General features: G+C 67.2%; 21 protein-coding genes. 10 read left to right on the top strand and 11 right to left on the bottom strand.

Annotation, left to right across the window (positions count from 1 at the left end; genetic code table 11):
- Nucleotides 1-49: 49 nt before the first annotated feature.
- From G6N44_RS16305 to G6N44_RS16295, 3 genes are read left to right on the top strand one after another with little or no spacing between them, the layout of a single operon-like run.
- Nucleotides 50-1219, top strand: coding sequence for a spirocyclase AveC family protein (locus G6N44_RS16305; protein WP_163665689.1), 1170 nt, complete (start codon nt 50-52; stop codon nt 1217-1219).
- On the top strand, nt 1216-2037 hold the full coding sequence (locus G6N44_RS16300) for a CbbQ/NirQ/NorQ/GpvN family protein (RefSeq protein WP_163665687.1): 822 nt from the start codon (nt 1216-1218) through the stop codon (nt 2035-2037). The genes G6N44_RS16305 and G6N44_RS16300 overlap by 4 nt, the downstream gene beginning before the upstream one ends.
- On the top strand, nt 2034-3719 hold the full coding sequence (locus tag G6N44_RS16295; RefSeq protein ID WP_163665685.1) for a nitric oxide reductase activation protein NorD: 1686 nt from the start codon (nt 2034-2036) through the stop codon (nt 3717-3719). The genes G6N44_RS16300 and G6N44_RS16295 overlap by 4 nt, the downstream gene beginning before the upstream one ends.
- 17 nt (nt 3720-3736) lie before the next feature.
- On the opposite strand, the gene G6N44_RS16290 is transcribed toward G6N44_RS16295, so the two are convergent.
- A complete protein-coding gene (locus G6N44_RS16290; protein ID WP_163665683.1) occupies nt 3737-4171 on the bottom strand; it encodes a MarR family winged helix-turn-helix transcriptional regulator in 435 nt (144 codons plus the stop codon).
- A 188-nt stretch (nt 4172-4359) separates the two neighbouring features.
- On the opposite strand from G6N44_RS16290, the gene G6N44_RS16285 reads away from it, so the two are divergent.
- Nucleotides 4360-4959, top strand: a complete 600-nt coding sequence (locus G6N44_RS16285) for a hypothetical protein (RefSeq protein WP_163665681.1) — start codon at nt 4360-4362, stop codon at nt 4957-4959.
- Nucleotides 4960-4977: 18 nt separating this feature from the next.
- Here the strand turns inward: G6N44_RS16285 and G6N44_RS16280 are convergent, their stop codons facing one another.
- From G6N44_RS16280 to G6N44_RS16265, 4 genes are all read right to left on the bottom strand, one after another.
- Nucleotides 4978-6351: an FAD-binding oxidoreductase gene (locus G6N44_RS16280; RefSeq protein WP_163665679.1), complete on the bottom strand. Its 1374-nt coding sequence runs from the start codon at nt 6349-6351 to the stop codon at nt 4978-4980.
- Between the two features lie 10 nt (nt 6352-6361).
- Nucleotides 6362-7591 (bottom strand): alpha/beta hydrolase, encoded by a 1230-nt coding sequence (locus tag G6N44_RS16275; protein ID WP_163665677.1) that lies wholly within the window; start codon nt 7589-7591, stop codon nt 6362-6364.
- The gene (gene fadD12 / locus G6N44_RS16270; protein ID WP_235683099.1) at nt 7584-9152 is read right to left on the bottom strand and encodes an acyl-CoA ligase FadD12; all 1569 of its coding nucleotides are present in this window, start codon (nt 9150-9152) and stop codon (nt 7584-7586) included. The genes G6N44_RS16275 and fadD12 overlap by 8 nt, the downstream gene beginning before the upstream one ends.
- A 75-nt stretch (nt 9153-9227) precedes the next feature.
- Nucleotides 9228-10037 (bottom strand): 1-acyl-sn-glycerol-3-phosphate acyltransferase, encoded by an 810-nt coding sequence (locus G6N44_RS16265; protein WP_163665673.1) that lies wholly within the window; start codon nt 10035-10037, stop codon nt 9228-9230.
- Between the two features lie 219 nt (nt 10038-10256).
- Between G6N44_RS16265 and G6N44_RS16260 the strand changes: the two genes are divergently transcribed.
- The 3 genes from G6N44_RS16260 (at nt 10257) to G6N44_RS16250 (ending at nt 12653) form a co-directional block, all read left to right on the top strand.
- The gene (locus G6N44_RS16260) at nt 10257-11114 is read left to right on the top strand and encodes an arylamine N-acetyltransferase family protein (protein ID WP_163665670.1); all 858 of its coding nucleotides are present in this window, start codon (nt 10257-10259) and stop codon (nt 11112-11114) included.
- Between the two features lie 63 nt (nt 11115-11177).
- Nucleotides 11178-12101 (top strand): helix-turn-helix domain-containing protein, encoded by a 924-nt coding sequence (locus G6N44_RS16255; RefSeq protein WP_163665668.1) that lies wholly within the window; start codon nt 11178-11180, stop codon nt 12099-12101.
- A gap of 3 nt (nt 12102-12104) precedes the next feature.
- Complete coding sequence (locus G6N44_RS16250; protein ID WP_163665666.1) at nt 12105-12653, top strand: dihydrofolate reductase family protein; 549 nt, start codon at nt 12105-12107, stop codon at nt 12651-12653.
- 134 nt (nt 12654-12787) lie between these two features.
- Here the strand turns inward: G6N44_RS16250 and G6N44_RS16245 are convergent, their stop codons facing one another.
- Together G6N44_RS16245 and G6N44_RS16240 are read right to left on the bottom strand one after the other, a co-directional pair.
- Nucleotides 12788-14260, bottom strand: a complete 1473-nt coding sequence (locus tag G6N44_RS16245) for an aldehyde dehydrogenase (protein WP_163665664.1) — start codon at nt 14258-14260, stop codon at nt 12788-12790.
- Between the two features lie 55 nt (nt 14261-14315).
- Nucleotides 14316-15074, bottom strand: coding sequence for a class I SAM-dependent methyltransferase (locus G6N44_RS16240; RefSeq protein WP_372508207.1), 759 nt, complete (start codon nt 15072-15074; stop codon nt 14316-14318).
- A 48-nt stretch (nt 15075-15122) separates the two neighbouring features.
- Between G6N44_RS16240 and G6N44_RS16235 the strand changes: the two genes are divergently transcribed.
- The gene (locus tag G6N44_RS16235) at nt 15123-16292 is read left to right on the top strand and encodes a glycosyltransferase family 4 protein (RefSeq protein WP_163665661.1); all 1170 of its coding nucleotides are present in this window, start codon (nt 15123-15125) and stop codon (nt 16290-16292) included.
- A 71-nt stretch (nt 16293-16363) separates the two neighbouring features.
- Here the strand turns inward: G6N44_RS16235 and G6N44_RS16230 are convergent, their stop codons facing one another.
- Nucleotides 16364-18025 (bottom strand): MmpA family trehalose lipid delivery protein, encoded by a 1662-nt coding sequence (locus G6N44_RS16230; protein ID WP_235683098.1) that lies wholly within the window; start codon nt 18023-18025, stop codon nt 16364-16366.
- Nucleotides 18026-18044: 19 nt separating this feature from the next.
- Nucleotides 18045-19235: a cell envelope lipid trafficking protein PgfA gene (locus G6N44_RS16225; RefSeq protein ID WP_163665659.1), complete on the bottom strand. Its 1191-nt coding sequence runs from the start codon at nt 19233-19235 to the stop codon at nt 18045-18047.
- Between the two features lie 239 nt (nt 19236-19474).
- On the opposite strand from G6N44_RS16225, the gene G6N44_RS16220 reads away from it, so the two are divergent.
- Complete coding sequence (locus tag G6N44_RS16220) at nt 19475-20593, top strand: acyltransferase family protein (RefSeq protein ID WP_179964584.1); 1119 nt, start codon at nt 19475-19477, stop codon at nt 20591-20593.
- 3 nt (nt 20594-20596) lie between these two features.
- On the opposite strand, the gene G6N44_RS16215 is transcribed toward G6N44_RS16220, so the two are convergent.
- Together G6N44_RS16215 and G6N44_RS16210 are read right to left on the bottom strand one after the other, a co-directional pair.
- Nucleotides 20597-21571, bottom strand: a complete 975-nt coding sequence (locus G6N44_RS16215; RefSeq protein ID WP_163665657.1) for a phosphotriesterase family protein — start codon at nt 21569-21571, stop codon at nt 20597-20599.
- 136 nt (nt 21572-21707) lie between these two features.
- Nucleotides 21708-22028, bottom strand: coding sequence for a GNAT family N-acetyltransferase (locus G6N44_RS16210; RefSeq protein ID WP_163665655.1), 321 nt, complete (start codon nt 22026-22028; stop codon nt 21708-21710).
- A 34-nt stretch (nt 22029-22062) separates the two neighbouring features.
- Here G6N44_RS16210 and G6N44_RS16205 point away from each other — a divergent pair, with 34 nt between their 5' ends.
- Nucleotides 22063-23655, top strand: coding sequence for an MFS transporter (locus tag G6N44_RS16205; RefSeq protein WP_163670033.1), 1593 nt, complete (start codon nt 22063-22065; stop codon nt 23653-23655).
- Nucleotides 23656-23658: the final 3 nt, after the last annotated feature.

Here is a 23658-nt window from a genome sequence, read left to right as displayed (position 1 = left end):
CGGCCTCACGCCGCCGGCCGCTTCCACGATCGCCAAGGGGAAACCGATCATGAGTGATCTGTCCAAGAATCCCGTCGTCACCGAATCGGTCAGCGGGATCGCTGACCTCGGAAAGTCGGGTCCGTCGTCATCGAATGCGTTCAAGATCTGGGCGACCGTCGGCGGCTTGGTTCTCGCGCTGACGGTGTATCTGTTCATCCGCTGGGTCACCGGGCCCTATTTCGAGCCGGTGTCGGGTGGCCCGAGCGAGCCCCCCCTCTATATGAAGATCCCGTTGATCGCCAACGCTGTCGTGCTCTGGGTCGGCGCGCCAGTCGCCCTGTGGTTCTTCATCATTCGACCCTGGGTGCGGGAGAGGCGCATCACCCTCGACGGCATGCTGCTGGTGTCGATGGGCCTGATGATGTTCCAGGATCCGATGCTCAACTACTACAGCACCTGGTGTACGTACAACGCATGGCTGTGGAACCGGGGCTCCTGGGCGCCGCACATTCCGGGCTGGGTGGCGCACGAGGAACCGGGTCACACGGTGCCAGAGCCACTGCTGACCAACATTCCCGGCTACGCGTACGGCGTCTTGCTGCTCACCATCGTCGGATGCGTGCTCATGCGCAAGATCAAGAACCGGTGGCCCGGCATCAGTAACCTGCGACTGGTCCTGGTCACCTATGCGATCGCCATCGTCTTCGACTTCGTCATGGAAGCCCTGATCATGCTGCCGATCGGGTTCTACTCGTATCCCGGCGCCATTCAAGCTTTGTCCTTCAACGCCGGCACGTACTACCAGTGGCCGATCTACGAGGGCTTCATGTGGGGCGGTGTCATGACGGCGCTGTGTTGTCTGCGGTTTTTCACCGATGATCGCGGGCGCACCGTGGTCGAACGCGGAATCGACGGGCTCCGAGGCGGTTTCGTCAAACAGCAGTTCGTCCGGTTCCTGGCGATCTTCGGGGCTGTTAGCGCATGCTTCTTCCTCTTCTACAACGTTCCCGCGACCTGGCTCGGCATGCACGCTGATCCGTGGCCCGAGGATGTGCAGGAGCGCTCCTACTTCAACCCCGGCATCTGCGGCGAGGGCACCGACCGACCGTGCCCGAATCCTGATCTGCCGCTACCGACCAAGCACTCGGGATTTGTCAATCACGAAGGCGAACTGGTGCTGCCGGATGGGGTCAGTATCCCGCCTGTCGTGCCGATCCTTCAGGGCGAACGGCGGTGACGGTCGGTAAAGTCCGACCGATCACCGATTCGGATTCACCACCGCCGTTCTACCGTGCCGCGGGTCGGGAGGTCGAGACCTTCCGGGCGGCAGCCCGCCGCGGGGCACCGGTGCTGCTCAAAGGCCCCACCGGGTGCGGAAAGACGCGGTTCGTCGAGGCGATGGCGCACGAACTCGGTCGCGAGCTCATCACCGTCGCCGGCCACGAGGACATGACATCGGCGGATCTGGTGGGGCGCTTCCTGCTCAAGGGCGGCGAAACCGTCTGGGTGGACGGCCCGTTGACCAGGGCCGTGCGCGACGGCGCCATCTGCTACCTCGACGAGATCGTGGAGGCGCGTCAGGACACGACGGTGGTCATCCATCCGCTCGCCGACCACCGGCGTGAGTTGCCCATCGATCGTCTCGGCACCACCTTGTCCGCGGCGCCGGGATTTCAACTGGTGATCTCCTACAACCCTGGTTACCAGAGCATCTTGAAGAGCCTCAAAGACTCGACCCGGCAGCGCTTCGTCGCCATCAGCCTCGATTTCCCGGCCGCCGAGATCGAGACCGAGATCGTGGCCTGGGAGGCGGGAATCGACTCGTCCACTGCTGCTTCGCTGGTAGCCCTCGGAAACGCCATCCGGGACCTGGACGGCTCGGCATTGAGCGAGGTGGCCTCGACCCGCATGCTGATTCTCGCCGGCGGTCTGGTCGCCGAGGGACTCAGCTTGCGCGACGCCGTCCAGTCCGCCGTTGTGGAGGTGCTGTCCGACGATCCCGACGTGATCCGGGGTCTCGGAGAACTCGTCGACGCCGTCGTACCACCACGGTGACTACCGGTCACCCCGAGCCGCGCCATTTCCGGTTCCTGGCCGGTTTCCTCGCCGGGCGGCCCGTCGATGTCGCCGCGGCGGGCGCGGACGAGCCCGCCTACACCGACGGGCGGGTCGTCTTCGTTTCGGCGAACGCCGATCGGGACTGGCAGCGTCGCGAGGTGCTGGTCCAGAGCGCACTCCTCGGAGCGGGAAGCCTCGACGGTCGGTACGTCAAGCGGCTACGGGCGCGGCCCTCACTTGCGCGCCGCTATCTGGGGCTCGAAGGCCATCGGGTCTTGGCCGAGCTCGGCCCGCGGATCGCCCTGGCGGCATCGGTCGCCACCTCCGCGGCGGCACAGTCGTCCAGTTGCGAGGAATCGTTTCAGATCGCTCTGGGCAGAACCAAACTCGACGCACCGCCGGACTGGTTCGGGACGATCAAACCGTCCAAACTGATCCGCACCCGCGGCGAATCGGGTTCCCCGGCGACCGATGCCGATGTCCGGATGAACGTCGAGGACACCGGCCCGTCCGAAATGGACGAGGACGATGAAGACGACGGACCGGGAGAGAAGAGCTGGATCCTCAAACTTTTCGAGGCTCCCATCGGTGTGCAGGCGCCCGCGAAGTTCTTGCGCACGCTCTTCGGCAGCTCCCGCTCCTCCGGAAGCGAGGGCGCCGGCGGCGAGTTGGGCGTCGGCTCGATACGACGGACTTCGCGCGCCGGGGTGAACGCGCGGCCGGTGCCGACCCCGATCCGCTTCATCGGTGCCGACAGGCCTGGTGCGGCACTCACGGTCGGTGGCGCCCTGTATCCGGAATGGAACGTTTTCGGCGACCGGTATCGGGAGAACTGGTGCCGCGTAATCGATTATCCGATCACCGCCGCGGTCGACGTCTCAGCCGTTGGTGTGACGCCTGATCAGATGCTGCGACGCCGACTGGCACGAGTGGGCCTCGGGCCCAAAGTGTTGCGTGCCCGCGCCGACGGTGACGACGTGGACAACGAGGCCCTGATCGACCTGTTCGTCGATCTGCGCTCAGGTTATTCACCGCCCGAGCACGTGTATACCGAACGCCGCAAACTCGCCCGCAATCTCGGTGTGCTCATCCTCGTCGACGCGTCGGGTTCGGCAACCGACGCCGACGGCGAAGGCCTCGCCGTCCATGAGCACCAACGCCGCGCGGCTGCAACGCTTGCTGTGACGCTCGAGGAACTCGGTGATCGGGTGGCTGTCTACGGCTTTCGTTCACAGGGCCGCCGCGCGGTGCACCTGCTCGCCGTCAAGAGCTTCGAGCAACGCTTCGGTGCCGCCGAGCGGTCTCGGCTCGGCCAACTACAACCATTCGGCTACACCAGGCTCGGAGCCGGAATCCGCGGCGCGGGTGAGATCCTCAAAACCAAAGCGGGAACACCACACCGACTGCTGCTCGTACTCTCCGACGGGTACCCGTACGACGACGGCTACGAAGGGCGATATGCCCAGGCCGATGCCGCCAAGGCCCTCGAAGAACTGCGGGCCGACGGCGTGGCCTGCCTGTGCCTGTCCATCGGCGCACCCGCCGACCCTGACGCGCTCGATCGGGTCTTCGGGTCGGCCAGTCACGCCGGGGCCGCTACGTTGTCGGAGCTGAGCCCGCGGATGGATGAGTTGTTCTTGTCCGCACTGGCAGAGTTGGCCGCTCCGAAGCCACGGTGACATGCGTGAGGAGCTGATCAACAGCACGCGTTGTCGTCCAGTCCGGCTTTGCGTAACAACGCTTTGAGTTGGCGTTGTTCGGTGGGTGTCAGGCGGTCCAGTATCCGCTGATCGGCGATGTGGACGGCCTCCTCGGCGCGGGTGAGCAACGCTCGACCTGCCGCAGTGAGTTCGGCGGGCAGTGCTTTTCCCGCTGCCGCGGTATCGGGGCGGCGCACGGCTCCGGCGGCTTCCAGGCGGTGCAGCAGCTGGTTGGTGGCCTGCGCGCTCACGTTGGTGGAGCGGGCGAGTTCGGCGCTGGTGAGCCCGGGGTTCAGCGAGATGATCCGCAGACAGACGAATTCCGCCAGTCCGAGTCCGAGCGGAGCGAGAACCGCGGCCGCCTCTGGCCGCAGCGTTGCCGCCACCCGGTGCAGCAGATATCCCAGCGGCTCGCTGTCCGGGGTAGTCATAGCTGGCATCTTCACACGCGCCGCCCCCGCCGACCATCCGGATCGATCGTGCGGTTTCGCCCACAGCTCAACGAGTTCTCAGCCAGATCTCATTGAACTGGTCGCGATCTGGGCGTATCAAGGAACTTGATACTCCTACTCGGCCGCGTTCCGTCGGTCCGGATGAGATCTGGAAAAGGATGTGTGACATGGGTTTTGGAGGATTCGGTGGCGGCTGGGGTCCGGCGGGATTCGGCGGTGGCAGCTGCGGCCATGAAGGACAGGGTGGTTTCGGCCCGGGAGGGTTCGGCGGAGGCTTCGGCGGCCCCGGTTTCGGTAAGGGGTTCGGACCCGGTTTCGCGCTCAAGCGTGCCGTGATCGGGACAGCGGCGCTCCTGCTCGACGGGCCCGCCACGGCTGAACAGATCGTCGAGCGCACCACCGAAGCCACGGACGGTGCCTTCACCCCACCGCTGGACATCGTCGAGTTGGCCATCGCAGCGCTGGCAGGCCGCGGTGTGGTCACCGTCGCTGACGGCGTTGCCACGCTGACCGAATTCGGCACCCAGCTGCTGGCCTGGCGTGGTGTCACCACAGAGACCGCGCACGCGTTGTTGGGCAAGGTGGGTAAGTTCGCCGACGTCATCAAGATCCGCACCGGTCTGCACGAGGTCGCGGGTCTGGCCCGCACCATCGCGTTCACGGGCACCGACGAACAGAAGGCCAAGCTCGGTGAGGTGCGGACGAATCTGCTCGCGGCAATCAGTGAGGCGAAGAAGGCCCTGCACGGGGTGCTGGCCGAAAGCTGACATTTCCTGCGGGGAAAGCTAGCGCAGCACCGAGCCCGGACTGAGGATGCCGAGCGGGTCGAGGGCGTCTTTGATGCGACGGGTCAACGCCATCACATCGTCGCCGAGTTGTAGTGGCAGCCAATCCCTCTTGAGTCGGCCGACACCGTGTTCGCCGGTGATGGTGCCGCCCATGGCGATCGCCAGCTCCATGACCCGGGCGAATGCCACCCGGGCCCGCTCACTCATGTCCGGATCCTCGGCGTCGAACACCACCACCGGGTGGGTGTTCCCGTCGCCGGCATGAGCGACGACGCAGATCAGCACGTCGCAGTCATCGGCGATGCGTTTGATCCCGGCCACCAATGCCGGCAGGTCGGGTATCGGCACCGTCACGTCCTCGAGATAGAACGTGCCCAGCTGCATCAGGGCCAGGCCCACGAGTCGCCGGGCCGCGGTCAAGGCAGCCCCTTCCTCGGGGTCGTCAGTCGCGTAAACCTCGGTGGCCCCGGATTTTTCGCAGGCCTCGACGATGTGGGCGATCTCCTCGGCTGCCGCGCCCGGTGCATCCGACTGGATCAGCAGCAATGCCTGTGCCGAGCGGTCCAGGCCCATCCGGCGGTAGTCCTCGACCGCGTTGATGGTGGCGTGGTCCATCAGCTCCAACATGGCCGGCCGAACTTTGGCCGTGATCGCCACGACCGCGTCCGCCGCGTCCTCCACCGAGGCGAACACCGCAACCACCGTCGACGCCGGAGGCTGCGCCGGGATCAGCCGCAGCGTGAGTTCGGTGATGACCCCGAGGATGCCTTCAGAGCCGACGAACAGCTTCGTCAATGACAGGCCCGCAACGTCTTTCAAGCGCGGGCCACCCAGCCGGACGGCCGTGCCGTCGGCCAGCACCACCTGCATTCCGAGCACGTAATCGCTGGTGACCCCGTACTTCACACAGCACAGTCCGCCCGCATTGGTCGCCGCATTCCCACCGATCGAGGAGATCTCCACCGAGCCGGGATCCGGCGGATACCACAGGCCGTGCTCGGCGGCGGCCCGCTTCACCTCGGAGTTCAGCAGGCCGGGTTGCACCACGGCGGTGCGGTTCGCGGTGTCGATGCGGATCTGCCGCATCCGTTCGGTGCTGAGGATGATGCCGCCGTCGACGCCGTTGGCACCGCCGGCGAGTCCCGATCCTGCGCCCCTGGGCACCACGGCGACGCGGTGCGCACTCGCCCACCGCAGCACGGCCTGCACGTCCTCGGTGCCGGTGGCCCGCACCACGGCTCGCGGTACACCCGCCTCGGGATCGAGTGCGGCATCACGGCGATATCCCTCGATCACGGCGGGGTCGGTGATCACCGCGCCGTCGGGTAGGTCGGCGACGAGCGTGGCGATCTCAGCGTCCGGTGCGGACATCGTCAGGAGTTTACCGATCGGCAGCGGCGCTCGAGGTGAGCTTGGCCCGGGCGCGCGCCCAGGTCAGAAACTCCGCGACGGCATCGGCGGTGTAGTGGCCGCGGGGTGAGCCGAAGAAGTCGAACGCGTGCTGGGCATGCGGGATCTCGGCGTAGACGACCGGGGACTTGGAGACCTTCCGCAACGCCGCGACGAAATCGCGACCCTCGACCACCGGGATGAGTGAGTCGTTGGTCCCGTGCAGCACGAAGAACGGGGGTGCGTCGGGGTGCACCAGGGTGATCGGCGAGGCATCCCGGTACAGCTGGTCATTGGTGGCCAGTGGAGCCTTGACGATCAGCCGCTGCAGGATCTCCATGAATTCTTCGCGCCCGGGTCCGGTGGTGCTGAACCAGTCGTAGCGGCCGTAGACGGGTACCGCGGCGGCCACCGAGGTGTCGGCATCCTCGAAACCCGGTTGCCACTTGGGGTCGTTGGGTGTGAGCGCGGCGAGTGCGGTCAGATGCCCGCCCGCCGATCCACCGGTGATGCAGACCGCGTCCGGATCGCCGCCGTACTCGGCGATGTTGGCCTTCACCCAGGCCAGGGCCTGCTTCACATCGATGATGTGATTGGGCCACGGGTGCCGCGGGCTGATCCGGTAGCCGATCGACACACAGATCCAACCCTGCTCGGCCAGGTGGCTCATCAACGGATACGACTGCGGCCGGCGCATGCCGATCATCCAGGCGCCGCCCGGGATCTGTACCAGCACCGGCGCCTTGCCGTCCCGCGGCAGGTCCGGGCGCATCCAGATATCGGCGACGTTGGCCCGGTGCGGGCCGTAATGGATGGTCTTGCGGGCGTAGCGGCGTCGGCTCATCGACGTGGAATACACCTCGCCGCGACGTAGGGGTCGCAACGCCGCCGGGTACTCGTCGGCGAGAGCCTCGTGCACCGGATTCTCGAAATAGAGTCGCGACTGCACACCGCGCCGGTGCACCAGCACCAACAGTCCCCAGGAAATCGCCTTGAGCAGCAACGAAATTCGACCGCCCGCGGAGCGGTAGTCGCCCCGGATACCGCGACGTAGCGCATCGAGAGCCGACACGGTGATCACCAGGGGGGCGTTTTCCGAGGTCGGCCAGCCGAACGCGAACGACTGGACGGTGCTGTAACCCCTGCGCCCGAGGGGCTTCACTGCGTTGGCAGCGTTGAGCAACTCGGCGGCCGCTGCCAGCAGTCGTCGGCGGTCAGCCATTCACCATCTCCTGGAGTTGGCGGCGGTCGATCTTGCCGGTGCTGTTGCGCGGCAACTCGTCGAGCACGGTGATCTCCCGCGGCACTTTGTAATTGGCGAGGTTCTCCCGAACATACGCTTTGAGGTCATCGGCCGTGGCGGTGCCGGAGAGTCTCACGAACGCCGCGAGTCGTTGACCGTACTTCTCGTCGTCGACACCGATGACCGCAGCCTCGGCGACATCGGGATTGCCGGCCAGTACCTTCTCCACCTCGATCGGGTACACGTTCTCACCACCGGAGACGATCATCTCGTCGTCGCGGCCCACCACGAACAGGCGACCCGCCTCGTCGAGGTAACCGACATCGCCCGAGGACATGAAACCCTCGTGGAAGTCCTTGGTACTACCGGAGGTGTAACCGTCGAACTGGGTTGAGTTGCGCACGTAGATGGTTCCCACCTCCCCGGCAGGAACCTGCCGGAACTCACCGTCGAGAATACGAATCTCGGTGCCCTCGGCGGGTTTACCGGCGGTATCGGGTGCAGCACGCAGGTCGGCCGGGGTTGCGGTGGCGATCATGCCGGCCTCGGTGGCGTTGTAGTTGTTGTAGATGATGTCGCCGAACCGGTCCATGAAGGCGGTGACGACGTCGGGGCGCATCCGCGATCCTGACGCCGCGGCGAACCGCAACGAACGGCCGTCGTAGCGATTCAGCACGTTCGCGGGCAGGTCCATGATCCGGTCGAACATCACCGGCACCACGCACAGGCCCTTGGCCCGGTGCCGGTCGACGAGCTCGAGCGTGGCTTCGGGATCGAACTTGCGCCGGGTGACGATGGTGCAGGCCATCGACGCTGCAAACGCCAGCTGGGAGAAACCCCAGGCGTGGAACATCGGCGCCACGATCACGACCCGATCTTCGGTATGCCACGGGGTGCGATCCAGGATCGCCTTGAGTACCTCGGGTCCGCCCCCGGAATGCTTGGCGCCCTTGGGAGTTCCGGTGGTGCCCGAGGTCAGCAGGATGACCTTGCTCTTCTCGGTTGCCCGGCGGGGCTCCTGGCCGCGGTGCTGCTCGACGAGCTTGGCCACCGTGACGTCGTGGGCGTGGGTGTCGGTCCACGCCACGATCCGTGCGGCGCTCGGCCGGTCGGAGAGGGCCCGTTCGACGGTGTCGGTGAACTCTTCGTCGTAGATGACCGCGTCGACTCCTTCGCGGTCGACCACTTCGGCCATGGCCGGTGCGGCGAACGACGTGTTGAGCAGCAGCACATCGGCGCCGATCCGGTTGGCGGCGATCAGCGACAGCACGAAACCACGGTGATTGCGAGCCATGATGCCCAGCACCTTCGGCTCACCGCCCGGCAGCGCCTGCAGGCCGGCGGCCAGGGCGTCGGCCTGTTGGTCGACCTGCTGCCAGGTCAGCGTGCCGAGCTCGTCGACCAGGCCGGGCCGGTTCGGGCAACGCTGAGCTGAGGCCGCGAAACCCGAAGTGATGCTCATGTTTTCGCGGGCCATCGCCGAAGCGATGCGCACGTACTTGTCCGGGCGCATCGCCGTGATGATTCCGGCCCGGCGCATGGTGGCGACGAGGCCGACGGTGTCGGTGACCCGGTCCAGCGGTCCGGTCAGCAGATCCAGCGGATTCACCGGTGCTCAGCCGATCACCGGGAAGCGGCGCTCTTCGGCCAGCTTGTCGAGCGCGCGCTGCATGACCCGGCGGACGTGCGCGTCGACCTCGTCGATATCGGGGTCCTCGCCGAACTCGGCGACGATGTCGATCGGGTCCAGCGTCTTCATCACGATCTTGGTCGGCAACGGGACGTTCAGCGGCAGCACCGCCGAGAGGCCGAACGGGAAACCGAACGACAGCGGAACCACCTTGGTGTGCGCCAGCCGCGCGATCGGTCCGAGCGCCTTGGCGATCCCGGTGCCACGAGACAGGTAGAGCTGGGTCTCCTGGCCGCCGATGCCGACCATGGGCACGATCGGGACGCCGGCGTTGATGGCCGCCTTGATGTATCCGGTGCGCCCGGCGAAGTCGATCTTGTTCGCCGACAGCGTCGGCCGGTACACGTCGTAGTCCCCGCCGGGGAACACCACGACCACGCCCCCCGAGCGCAGTGCCTCGTCCGCGTTCTCATGGCTGGCCCGGATGAACCCGGTCTTCTTGAAGAACGCGGCGGTCGGGCCGACCATCAGCATGTCGTGGCTCAGCGTGTACACCGGGCGGGTGTAGCCGAACTTCTCGTAGAACCCCGTCGCGAACACCGGGACGTCGAGTGCGAACAGGCCGCCTGAGTGGTTCGACACCACCAGCGCCCCGCCGTTGGGGAAGCTGTCCAGCCCGCGGACCTCGGCCCGGTGGTAGCCCTTGATGAGCGGCCGCAGGAAGCCCATGACCTTCTCGGTCAGGCCCGGATCCCACTTGGTGATTTCGGACGGGTCGATGTCGGTCGCGGCCACAGGGTCCCCCTGATATGGATTGGAACGTGTTCTAGTTTTGCTAGTGTACCCAGGTCGTGGGCAAAAAACCCATTTGCTTGGCGGGTTGATTTCCCTACTGCCGGGTAGCTGCCGTCAATCCTCTCAAAACCGCCGGTCGTACGGCGCGGCTATGGCTCCAACGGATTCGTCACAGTCGAGTTGACCTGTACCCCGGTTGAGGCAGCATCATTGGCCGTCATGGGCCCATCGCCATCTGACGCATTCGATCTGCCCGGTTACCTCGGCCGGATCGGCTACCACGGTTCGACGCAACCGGACTCCGACACCTTGCGGGCGATCGTCGCCGCGCACGGCCGGTCCATCCCGTTCGAGAACCTCGACCCGCTGCTGGGCCTCCCGGTCGCCGATCTCGGTGCAGCGGCATTGACCGACAAGCTGATCACCCGGCGCCGCGGTGGCTACTGCTACGAGCACAACGGACTTCTCGGCTACGCCCTGGACGAGTTGGGGTACGGCGTCGACCGTCTGGCCGGGCGGGTGGTGTGGATGAAGGAACCCGACGCTCCGTTGCCCGCACTCACCCACCACGTGCTGGCCGTGACGGTTCCCGGGGAGCCCGGACGCTTCCTGGTCGACGTCGGCTTCGGCGGCCAGACGCTCCCGTCGCCGATCCGGCTGCAGACCGGTGCGGTGCAGCAGACCCGCCACGAGCCCTACCGGCTGCTCGAACTGCCGACCCGCGGTGAGCCGGAGTACGAGTTGGCCGCGCAGGTCCGCGGCCAGTGGCAGCCGCTGTACCGGTTCACCACGGTGCCGCAACCGCGTATCGACCTGGAAGTCGGAAGCTGGTATGTGTCAACGCATCCCGGTGGTGTCTTCGTGGTCGGGCTGTCCGCGGCGCTGATCACCGACGACGCGCGGATCAACTTGCGCGGCCGGAACCTGGCCATCCACCGCAGCGGTGAGACCGAACGCATCCGATTTGATACCGCCGCACAGGTTCTCGATGCACTCACCGAACGGTTCGGGGTGGACCTGTCCGACCTCGACGGTGTCGACGTCGAGGCCCGGGTGGCGCAGGTGCTGGACAGCTGACGCGGGCGGGGCGATCACAGCAGGAAATGTCATGTCCTGAGGCCGGGTGGCGGACGATACTCGGTGACCGTGGAGGTTCAACCGAACGGGCGTGACCGGCTACGGGAACTACTCGACGCCGTCGTCGACGACGACAACTCCGGTGTCGGCGACATGGCCCGCAGCAGTTACGCATCGGAGTTTCACTTCTCCCGGGAGGTGCGCAGGCTCACCGGGGAGCCACCCGCGGCGCTGCGCCGACGGGTCATGCTCGAGCGCGCGGCGTGGCGGTTGCAGCAGGGCACCGGGGTGGCTGAGGTGGCCGAGGCGGAGGGCTGGTCGTCGGCCGAGGTGTTCTCGCGGGCGTTTCGCCGCGTCTTCGGCGTGCCGCCCTCACGTGCCGGCGATGTCGGATTCCGGTTGACCGCTCCCAACGGGGTGCACTTCCATCCGCCACAGTCATTGTGGTGTGACGCCGACCCTGGAGAGTCATCCGGTCCCGATATCGCCCAGTTCATGCTCGTACACGATGTCGCCGACACCGAGTACCTGATCGGTGCCGCCGCTGCGCTCTCCGAACAGCAATGGGTACAAGAGGTTTCACCGGAGCAGGTGGTGCTGGACTGGGACGGTCCGGAACCCAGCGTCGCGACCGTGCTCGGGGCGATCGTGTGGACCAAAGAGGTTTGGCTGGCGACCATCGAGGGTCGGGATTTTCCGTCGCGGTCAACCACCAGCCAGACGACGGCCGGGCAACTCGCGGCGCACCAGCGTGTCATCGGGAAGCGCTGGACCACACTGATATCGGAGTACTCGGCAGCGGGACGGCTGGGCGACACCGTGATCGACGCACTGTGCGATCCGCCCGAATCCTTTCAGCTGTACGGGATTGTCGCGCATGTGCTGACCTACTCGGCACACCGGCGTGCCCTGGTGCGGACCATGTTGGCCCGCCATGGTCTCGACGTCGACCGGGGCGACCCACTCGAATGGATGAGGAGGGACTGACCGGTGAAGACCGTGTACTACACCGCATCGAGCCTGGACGGTTTCATCGTCGACACCGAGGACAGCCTGAACTGGCTGATCTCGCGCGACATCGACCAGCAGGGCCCGTTCGGCTACGACGATTTCATCAAAACCATTGGCGCCCTGGTGATGGGGTCGTCGACCTACGAGTGGATAGTGAAGAACCAGCCCGACGAGTGGGCGTACGAGCAACCGACGTGGGTGCTGACCCATCGTCCCGCGATCGTGTCCACCGAGCATCCGGTGCAGGTGTTTTCCGGTGAGGTAGCCGAACTGCACCCCCGGCTGGCGGCTGCCGCGGCAGGTAAGGACGTCTGGGTGGTCGGCGGCGGGGAGGTTGCCGCCCAATTCGTCACGGCCGGGCTGATCGACGAGATGATCGTCAGCTATGCACCCTGCTCCCTGGGGGCAGGGTCACCGGTGCTGCCGGTCCGGTCCGAGTGGACGCAGGCCGAATCCGCACGCAACGGCGACTTCGTCTGCGTCCGCTGGGTCAGGGCCGCTGACGTATCAGCGCGAGCAGACGCGTAGGTACCCCATTTCGCGTGATCTCGGGTACCGCAGCGTCTGCTCGCCGAGGAGAGGGTTCGAGCCGGATGAACTCACCCGAACGAAAGACGCCCCGAAACCGCAGTCCCAGGGCGCCTTCCGGCTTTCGGGGAGATCTACTCCGGGGTGTAGCCGAACGGCAGCAGCACGCTCTTGGACTCGCAGTAGCCCGAGATGCCCTCCGGTCCGCATTCGCGGCCGATACCGGAGTTCTTGTACCCGCCGAACGGGGCGCCCGGGTCGAAGGCGTACATGTTCACGCCGTACGTGCCGGTCCGGATCTGCGAGGCGATCTCGATCGCCTTGGGGTAGTCGGTGGTGTACACCGAACCGGCCAGGCCGTACACCGAGTCGTTGGCGATCCGCACCGCGTCGGCTTCGTCGTCGAACGGGATGACGACCAGCACGGGCCCGAAGATCTCCTCCTGGGCGATGGTCATCGAGTTGTCGACATCCGCGAACACCGTCGGCTGCACGAACCAGCCGCCGTCCAGGCCCTCGGGCCGGCCACCGCCGGTGACGATGCGGGCACCCTCCTCGACGCCCTTCTTGATGTAGCCCTCGACCCGCTCGCGCTGCTTCTCGCTGATCAGCGGACCCATCATGGACGCCGGATCGTCGGGCAGACCGCACTGCAGGGCGCCGGCGGCGGCGGCGACCTTCTCGACGACCTCGTCATACCGCGACCGCGGGGCCAGGATGCGGGTCTGGCCCACGCAGGCCTGGCCGGCGTTCATCAGGCCGGAGAAGATCAGCATCGGCAGGGTGGAGTCCAGGTCGGCATCCTCGAGGATGATCGCCGCGGACTTGCCGCCCAGCTCCAGCGTGCAGGGCTTGAGCTTCTCGGCGGCGATCTTGCCGATCTCCTTGCCGACCGCGCTGGAGCCGGTGAAGGTGAACTTGTCCAGCGCGGGGTTGTCGGTCAGCGCGCGACCGGTGTCCGGGCCGCCGGGGACGACCGACAGCACGCCTTCGGGCAGGCCGGCCTCGGCGAACATCTCGGCCATCAGGTTGGTGGTCAGCGGGGTCTCGGCGGCGGGCTTGAGCACGATGGTGCAGCCGGCCAGCAGGGCCGGACCCAGCTTGTTGGCGGCCAGGAAGAACGGCACGTTCCAGGCGACGACGGCACCGACGACACCGACCGGCTCCCGCAGCACCAGAGTCTGGCCGTAGAGACCGTCGCGGATGTCCTTCCACGCGAACTTGTCGGCGGCCGAGGCGTAGAAGTTCAGCGTCGACATCGCGGCGCCGTACTGCATCATGTCGACGATGGTGGGCGGCTGGCCGGTCTCCAGCGCCAGCAGCGCCTTGAAGTCGTCGGCGCGTGCCTCGATCAGCGCGGTCGCCTTGGCCACGACGGCCTCGCGCTCCTTCGGCGTCATCCGCGGCCACGGGCCCTCGTCGAAGGCCTTGCGGGCCGCGGCGCACGCGGCGTCGACGTCGGCCTTGGCGGCCAGCGGCACCTGCCCGACCTTCTCGCCGGTGGCGGGGGAGAAGACCTCGATGACGTCACTGGTCGACGGATCGGTCCACTGACCGCCGATGAACAGCTTGTCCCACGTGGTTTTCAATGCCGTGCTCTGTGTCATGAGCGTCACATTACCCAGATTTCCCGGAAAAACGAGAACCTGTTCCAGTGGATGGTCAGGACGGTCTCAGGACCAGCACCAGATTGCTCACCAGGAACTCCCGCAACCCTGGCACCGCAGTCATCCACCAGGCCCATCGTGGGTGGTAGCGAGGAAAAGCCGCGATCAGAGCGCCGGTGCCGGCCGCCCATTGCAGACCGTCGGCCGCCGACACCTCGAACAACGACGAGCCGTAGTCGTTCTTGGGTCGATGGCCGTGTTTGCGGGTGTAGCGCTCGGCGGCCCTGGCGCCGCCCAGATAGTGCGTCAACCCCATCTCGTGGCCGCCGAACGGGCCGAGCCAGACCGTGTACGACAACACCACCAAACCACCCGGCTTCGTGACCCGCAGCATCTCGTTGCCGAGCCGCCACGGGTGCGGCACATGCTCGGCGACGTTGGAGGACAGGCAGATGTCGACGCTGTCGTCGGCGAACGGCAGCGCCATCCCCGACGCCCGGACGAACGTGCCTTCTGTGGCGTCCGCTGCAGGTCCGGCGTGCATTTCGCGAGGATCGGGTTCCACCCCGATGTAGTGCATACCCGCGGCGTCGAACGCCGACGCGAAATAGCCGGGCCCGCCACCCACGTCGAGCACCGTGCGACCGGCAGGGGATTCACCCGTGGCCCCGGTCCACAGGTCGGTGGTCATGGCGACGGTATCGGTGGCCAGCGCGCCGTAGAAACGGGCCGGTTCGGTCTGCTCGAACCGGAACTGCGCCAGCAGACGCACTGACCGGTTCAAGCTTGCCCGGCGGGCGAAGCGCGCCGAGATGTTGCTGGGCTGCACCAACCCAACTTACTGACCGGTACCCTCAACTCGATGTCTGCCCGTCCCGCCCCCCGCCTCCGGAGCGTCCTGCTCTTGTGCTGGCGCGACACCGGGCATCCCCAGGGCGGCGGTAGCGAGGCGTATCTGCAGCGGATCGGCGCGTGCCTGGCCGACGACGGAGTCGACGTCACGCTGCGTACCGCGCGCTACCCCGGGGCGGCCCGGCGCGAGGTGGTCGACGGCGTGCAGATCAACCGGGCCGGCGGACCCTACAGCGTGTACATCTGGGCCGGGCTGGCCATGGTGGCTTCCCGCGTCGGTCTCGGACCGTTGCGCAAGGTCCGGCCCGATGTGGTCGTCGACACCCAGAACGGCCTGCCGTTCCTGGCCCGCCTCGCATTCGGCCGCCGGGTCGCGGTGCTCGTGCACCACTGTCATCGGGAACTGTGGCCGGTGGCCGGCCCGATGAAGGGCCGGATCGGCTGGTTCGTCGAGTCGAAACTCTCCCCGCGACTGCACCGTCGCAACCAATACGTCACGGTGTCTCTGCCCTCGGCGCGCGATCTGAACGAGCTCGGGGTCGACCCCGGCCGGATTGCGGTGGTACGCAACGGACTTGACGAGGCTCCCGGTCCCACCCTTGAGCTGCCGCGGTCGACCAGCCCGCGCCTGGTGGTGCTGTCCCGGCTGGTGCCGCACAAGCAGATCGAAGATGCCCTGGAAGCCGTCGCGGCGCTGCGCACCAAGATGCCCGGGCTGCACCTGGACATCCTCGGCGGCGGCTGGTGGCGGCAGCGGTTGGTCGAGCACGCCGAGCTGCTGGGCATCACCGATTCGGTGACATTCCACGGGCACGTCGACGAACAGACCAAACATCGCGTGCTGCAGCAGAGTTGGGTACATGTGCTGCCGTCGAGGAAAGAGGGCTGGGGGCTTGCGGTCACCGAGGCGGCCCAGCACGGGGTGCCGACCGTCGGCTACCACGCCTCCGGTGGGCTCACCGACTCGATCGTCGACGGGGTCACCGGGCTACTCGTGGAGGACCGTGACGCCCTGGTCGCCGGGCTGGATCAGCTGTTGAGCGACCCGGTGCTGCGCGTGCAGTTGGGCAGCAAGGCCCAGGCCCGCAGTGACGAGTTCTCCTGGACACTCAGCGCCGACGCGATGCGGGTGGTGCTGGAATCGGTGCACGAGGGCAGCTACGTCAGCGGACTGGTATAGCCAATGGCCGCGTAGGTTGACTTTGAAACCACGCACACCGCTACCCGCACAAATGCAGCGTCAGTTCAAAGTCAACGCGGAGCTCTGCACGCGCGGCCTCGCCAGGAACTGACCGCCGTCCCGATCGCCGCGCCGACCACAGCCAGCAGCCAGACCAGATGGGCAGCGATCAACAGGTTTCGGTGCGGTGAGGCCGGGTGGTCGCCGCCCATCCGGTACACGGCGATATCGCCATCCCGGTATGCCACCGGGAGATCCAGTTTTGCCGGCGCACCGTTGGTTTCGACTACCAACCAGCCGACACCGGCGTCGGCCATAGTCTGCCGGTCTGCGCCCGAACGCAGCAGATCCTGCACCGCATGGGCCCGCGTTCCCTCGCCGGGCACTACTTGACCACCGATCACCAGATCTCCGGTCGACAGCACCTCGGCGCGCAGCCACCTGGGCAGCGGGTCGAGTACCGGCGCGGCACCGGCCCAGTAGAACGACCGCATGCTGTCCGGTGGAAGTACTGCCACCGGACGGGGATCCGCATTGATCGCCTCGGCCGTGATGCTCCATCCCTGCGGGTACTGCACCGCACGCATCTGATTGCCGACACCCCAGGCAAGGTCCGGCAAGACCGCGATCAGTGCTGCACAGCCCACCGCGGCCGAAGCCGCCAACGGCACCCGCGCCCGGCGCAGCGTGACCGGCGCGGCGGCAGCGGCCAGGACGTAGCCCGGCACGGCCAGCGCCACCCACTTCTGCCCGTCGCGCACCACGCCGAGGCCGGGCACGGCCCGGATCGCCGCGTCGACGAACGCCAGTCCGGGGCCGGTGGCCATCGCGGCCGGGATCAGCACCGCCGCGGCGGCCAGGATCAGCAGCGGTCGCGCGGTCCGTTTGTGCACCGCCACAGGAAGCCCGAGTGCGACGATTCCGAGTAACACCGCGGTGGCCACCAGTGCGAAAAGCGTTGTGCGTGAACCGGGTACCGCTTCACCGTTCCAGATGCCACCCAGACCGGCCAGGCTGCCCAGGGTGGACAACCCCGGCTCGGCGCGCGCGGCGAACGCATGAACCCCGGCCGCCGATGACGGAGCCGACACCGTGCCACCGACAGCTGCGGCCACCAGCCACGGCATCGCAGCCAGAACCGCGGATCCCAACGCGAGGGCGGCGACCCGCAGACGTCTCCAACCGGTGCCCGGGGCCGCAACACAGACGAGGGCGACCGTCGCGGCCAGCATCAGGCCCGTCGGCGTCAACCCGGCCAGCGCGGTCCAGAACGCCAGGCCCCACAACGCTGCGACACCCGAACCGCTGCGTAGGCGCAGCACGCACACCGCCACCCAGGGCAGGCAGCCGTAACCGACCAGCAGGCTCCAGTGCCCCTGCAGCAACCGTTCGGCCACGTAGGGATTCCAGACGGCCAGCGTCGCCGCGATGAACTGGCCCGGCAGGCCAGATCCCAGCACGGTCGCGGCCAGTCGTGCGGCCCCCCACCCGGCCAGCCACAGGCCCGCCACGAGCAGGACCTTGACCAACATGCCGCCGTCCAGCACGGTCGAGGTCAGGGCGATGAAGAAATCCTGCGGCAGGGCGCGGGGCGCGGCTTCGGTCAACCCCAGCGCCGCATCGGTCAGGTACGAGCGCGGGGTGGAGACGGCGTCCCGCAAAAGCAGGTAACCGGGCCCCAGCAGGGGCCCGGTTACCAATAACGACAGTGCCAGCGCGTAGGCCGGCAGCAGGGCAGAGCGCAGGCTCAGATCAGCGGTCCGGTGGCAGATCGGACGGCCGTTGGGCGGGGAGCTTCTCGGTCTTGGCCTCCGCGCCGGGCACCTGGAAGCCCTGGGTGTCGAAGAAGCCGTGATCGGCGGTGTCGAGCCCGGGATCGATCAGCGTGGATTCCGCACGGATCGCGAACGACCCCACCACAGCGCCGCCGACCAGCGCCAACAGGCCCAGTGCGGTGAACGTGATCGGCAGGATGCGGGTCCACAGCGACACCCGGTCCCGCTCATCCTGAGCGGCTGCGACCTGGGATTCCACGGTCTCCTCGTTGTAGGTGACCTTGTAGTCGACGTAGGTCACCTCGGGCTTGAGCGCGTCACGGGCGTAGTACTGGTAGCCGTGATTCTGGGCCTTGACGATGGTGCCCGACACCGGGTCGACCCAGAAGGTGCGCTGCGCGGCGTAGAAGCGGTCCATCGTGATCCGCTCATCGGGTTCGCCGGGCACACCCCACATCTCGGGGCTCGCGGTGACCGTGCTGTCGGCGTCGTCCTCGTAGAGCGACGAGTACTTGACCGGATCGGCCAGCTTGCCGTTGGAGTCGTAGCCCACGTTCTGGATGAACCGGTAGGCGGTCAGCCCGTTGACGTCTTCTTCACCGTCGTAGTTCGCGTCGAACGCCTTCTGCGCGATCGGGTCGAAGAACGGGTAGGTCTTCTTCTCGGTGTCGAACGGGAACCGGTAGGTCAGGCCGTCGTGCGGCAGCGCGACGTTGGTCGGCGGCTTCTCATCCTCGATGGCCCGCGGCTTCTGCAGGGCGCCGCCCGGGTTGTTGTCGCTGGACACTGCCAGTGCGGTGCTGCGGTTCATGGTGACGGTATCCACCATCGCCAACAGCAGGCCGGAGTCCTTCTGCTGGTCCGTGCGCCGCAAGGTGCTGCCCACCTGCAGCGTCACCACTTCGGCGTTCGACGGTGACTCCACACTGACCTGTTGCTGCAATGCCACCGGGACGTTGCGGTCCACCGAGAACTTCTCGGCGACCAGCGATTTCGGATCGAAAGCGGTCGCGGTCCCATCGCTGACCAGGCTGGTGTCCAGATTGAGCGGGATCTTGGCGATCTTGCCCTTGGTATACGTGGTCAGCAACAGTGCGGCGATCAGCAGGGCTGCACCCAGCCCCATCAGTCCGCATGCCGCGATACGCAGCGCCACTGCGCGGTTCAAGCCGTGCCTCCTTCAGTGTGGGCCAACTCGTCGTGAGGCAAACCCGTTCGACCCTAACAGCACTATCTAAGGCCATTGCTTACTCCGGTGACATCCCCCGGGGGGCGTTAACCCGCAGTTTGGCGGGGTTGCCGCCGGGCGGCACACTGGTCGCCGTGGCCACCGGAGCACCGAACCCGGAAACCGGAGCGGAATCTCAGGTCGGCGGGACACGTAGCTTCCTGCCGGCTGTCGAAGGTATGCGCGCCTGCGCTGCCATGGGTGTGGTGCTCACCCACGTCGCGTTCCAGACCGGACACACCACCGGGGTGGGCGGCCGGTTCTTCGGCCGGTTCGACCTCGCGGTCGCGGTGTTCTTCGCGTTGTCGGGGTTCCTGCTGTGGCGCGGCCATGCCGCCGCTGCCCGAGGTCTGCGACCCCGGCCGCGCACCGGTCACTACCTGCGTTCCCGCGTCGTGCGCATCATGCCCGGCTATGTGGTGGCCGTCGTGGTGATCATTCTGCTGCTCCCGGAGGCCAAGGCCGATCTGACGGTGTGGCTGGCCAACCTGACCTTGGTGCAGATCTACGTGCCGCTGACGCTGATCGCGGGGCTCACCCAGATGTGGAGCCTGTCGGTGGAGGTGAGTTTCTATCTGGCGCTGCCGGTGCTGGCCCTGCTGGCGCGGCGGCTGCCGGTGCGGGCCCGCATCGGGGTGATCATCGCGCTGGCGGCGCTGAGCCTGTTGTGGGTGCGCATCCCGTTCTCCGGTACCACCGGGCTCAACCCGTGGAACTGGCCGCCGGCGTTCTTCTCCTGGTTCGCCGCGGGGATGGTGCTGGCTGAACTCACCGTGAGTCCGTTCGGCTGGGTGCACCGGTTGGCCCGGCGCCGGGTGTTGATGGCGGTCATCGCCGCGGTGGCGTTCGGGATCGCGGCCTCGCCGCTGGCCGGCCTGGAAGGTCTGCGGCCCGGTTCGGTCGGCCAGGTGACGCTGAAGACCGCGATGGGCGCGATCGTCGCGGGCGCGCTGCTGGCCCCGCTGGTCCTCGATCGTCCCGGCACCGCCCACCGAATACTGGGCAACCGGGTGATGGTCACGCTGGGCCGCTGGTCCTACGGGTTGTTCGTGTGGCACCTGGCGGCGTTGGCCATGGTGTTCCCGATGATCGGGGAGTTCCTGTTCAACGGGCAGATGCTGGTGGTGTTGGTACTGACGCTGGTGTTCGGCTTCGCCCTGGCCGCGGTGAGCTACGCGCTGGTCGAGTCCCCGTGTCGGGAGGCGTTGCGCCGTTGGGAGTACCGGAACGAGAGTCCGGTGCCGCCGCTGGACAGTTCGATCACCGACGAGCCCGAGCCCGCGCCGGCCGCGCGCTGACGCTCAGTACCCACCCTGACGGTCGAAGATCCGGCGGGGATTGTCGACCAGCATCGTGGTGATCTGTTCCTCGGTGACGCCGCGCTCCCGCAGCGCGGGGAGTACGTCGTTGTGGATGTGCAGGTAACCGGTGCCGGGCAGGATCGCCGTCACCGCGTCGGGCAGCGCGTCGAAATAGCACCAGGCATCGTGCGAGAGCACCATCTTCTCGGCGTTGCCGCGTTCGCACAGTGTCGCGACGGTGGCGACACGATCCTCGAAGGGGAGGAACATGTCGGCGCCGAACCGGTCCATGCCGATGTAGGAGCCGTTGGCGATCAACTCCTCGAGGTAGCCGATGTCGGTGGTGTCACCGCAGTGGCCGATCACCACCCGGGACAGGTCGACGCCCTCCTCTGCGAAGATGCGCTGCTGCTCCAGGCCACGGCGGGTGGCGGCATGGGTATGGGTGGAGATCGGTACCCCGGTCTGGCGGTGCGCCTGGGCCACGGCCCGCAGGACCCGCTCGACCCCGGGGGTGACGCCGGGTTCGTCGGTGGCGCACTTGAGGATTGCGGCCTTGATGCCCGTTCCGGCCACCCCCTCCTCGATGTCGCGGACGAAGAGTTCGGTCATCGGCTCGGGTCCGGCCATCGCGGTGCCGGGGCCGCGGAACCAGAACGTCATCGGGATGTCCGTGTAGGTGTACAGACCGGTCGCGACGACGATATTGATCTCGGTCGCAGCGGCGATCCGCGCGATGCGGGGCAGGTAGCGGCCGAGTCCGATCACGGTGAGGTCGACGATGGAGTCCACCCCGTGGGCCTTGAGGTTGTTCAGTCGGGTGATCGCGTCGGCCTCACGGTCCGCTTCGCTGCCCCAGTCGTCCGGATAGTTCTGCGTGACCTCGCTCGTCATGAGGAAGACGTGCTCGTGCATGAGCGTCGTCCCGAGTTCAGCGGTATCGATCGCGCCACGCGCGGTGTTCACAGTCGGCACGCCCCGATGCTAGGCGGATCAGTCGGTTGTGTGTGGCGGTTACGTCCAGTCCCGGGCAGTACCGTTGCGGTGCCACGGATTTCGATGCCGGCCCTCCTGGTGACCGCCACCAAGGTGTAGCGCGAGGTTTGGCTTTTTACCCCGCGGCGGCCTCGACCAGGGCCTGCACCTCCGGGGTGGCCGGGTCGAGGGCGTCGTCGAAGTCGTGGTGCTTCTGCACATACCGGGCGACGAATGAGCAGACCGGGACGATGCGCTTGCCGGACTCCCGGGTGTCGGTGAGCGCCTCGGCTACCAATTCGCCGGCCAGGCCGCGGCCGCCGAACTCCTCGTCGATCTCGGTGTGATGGAAGATGCGCTGGTCGCCGGAGTTGATATACGCCGCAATGCCGGCGTGCACACCGTCGACGGTGATCTCGTAATGGTGCGCTTCGGGAATGTTGCGGACTTCAGCCATGTCCTCACTATGCCCCAGCGGCACTGGCACGATGATGAGGATGGCCGTCACCGCAACGTCGACGTGGGCACCGTTGGCGTCGCCGATCTACCGGGCGCTGTGGGTTGCGCAGTTCGTCTCAAACCTCGGTACCTGGATGCAGACGGTGGGGGCGCAGTGGATGCTGGTCGGGGATCCGCGCGCCCCGGTGCTGGTTCCGTTGGTGCAGACCGCCACGACTTTGCCGGTCATGTTGCTGGCTCTGCCGTCGGGCGTACTCGCTGATCTGGTCGACCGGCGCAGGCTGCTGCTGGCCACCCAGGGTGCGATGGCGGCCGGCGTGGCTGCGCTGGCGACGCTGACCGGTGCCGGTCTGGCCACGCCGACGGTATTGCTGACCCTGCTGTTCCTGATCGGCTGTGGACAGGCGCTGACCGCCCCGGCCTGGCAGGCTATCCAACCTGATCTTGTTCCACGCGAACAGATTCCGGCTGCTGCCGCATTGGGCAGCATGAGCGTGAACGGCGCCAGGGCGATCGGCCCGGCGATCGCCGGAGCACTGGTTTCCCTGTCCGGTCCGACGCTGGTGTTCGCGCTCAATGCGGTCTCGTTCGCCGGCATCGTCGTGGTGCTGCTGCTGTGGCGCCGCCCCGCGACCGAGCAGCTGCTGCCCGCCGAGCGACCGTTGGCCGCGCTGAGCGCCGGAGGCCGCTTCATCCGCAGTTCGCCGATCGTCCGGCGGATCCTGTTACGGACGGTGTTGTTCATCGCGCCGGGCAGCGCGCTGTGGGGTCTGCTGCCGGTCGTCGCCCAGCGTCAGCTGGGGTTGTCGTCAACCGGGTACGGGCTGCTGTTGGGTGCACTGGGGGTGGGGGCGGTGCTCGGTGCCCTCGTCCTGGGCCGGCTCCAGTTCGCGTTCGGTATGAACGCCCTGCTGATCGTCGCGGCATTCGGATTCGCCGGGGCCACTGTGGTTCTGGCGCTGGTCGACAACTTCGGCGTGGTGCTGGCGGCGCTGGTGGTGGGTGGTACCTCCTGGCTGTTGGCGCTGTCCACGCTCAACGCCTCGATGCAGTTGAGCCTGCCCGCCTGGGTGCGGGCTCGCGGGTTGTCGGTGTACCAGCTGACCTTCATGGGTGGGCAGGCGATCGGTTCGCTCGTGTGGGGCCTGGCCGCGGGCGCGGCGAGCACCGTCACGGCACTGCTCGTCAGCGCCGGGCTGTTGGGGCTGTGCGCGGTCTCGGCCTGGTGGTGGCCGTTGCACGCGCGCACCGGCGATCTCGACCTGACGCCGTCCGCGCACTGGCCCGAACCGGCGCTGGTGTTCGAGCCGGCACCGCCCGATGGTCCCGTGCTGGTGTTGATCTCCTACCGGGTGCCACCCGAACACGAGGCCGAATTCTTCGCTGCCATGGCTGTGCTCGGTCGGTCTCGGCAGCGCACCGGGGCCACGCAGTGGCAGTTGTTCCGAAGTGTCGAGCGTGACGCGGTTTTCGTCGAGGCGTTCGTGGTGGGGTCCTGGGACGAGCATGTGCGACAGCACCGCACCCGCCTCACCGGTAATGACCTGCTCATCGAGCAGTCGGTGAAACGGTGGGTCGAGAGCGACCCGGTTTCGCACCATCTGATCGCCGTGAAAACTCCTTGACTG

The sequence above is a fragment of the Mycolicibacterium alvei genome (assembly GCF_010727325.1).
GTDB lineage: Bacteria > Actinomycetota > Actinomycetes > Mycobacteriales > Mycobacteriaceae > Mycobacterium > Mycobacterium alvei.
The sequence above is the reverse complement of the archived record's forward strand: the minus strand, read 5'-3'. Positions and strand labels throughout refer to the sequence as shown.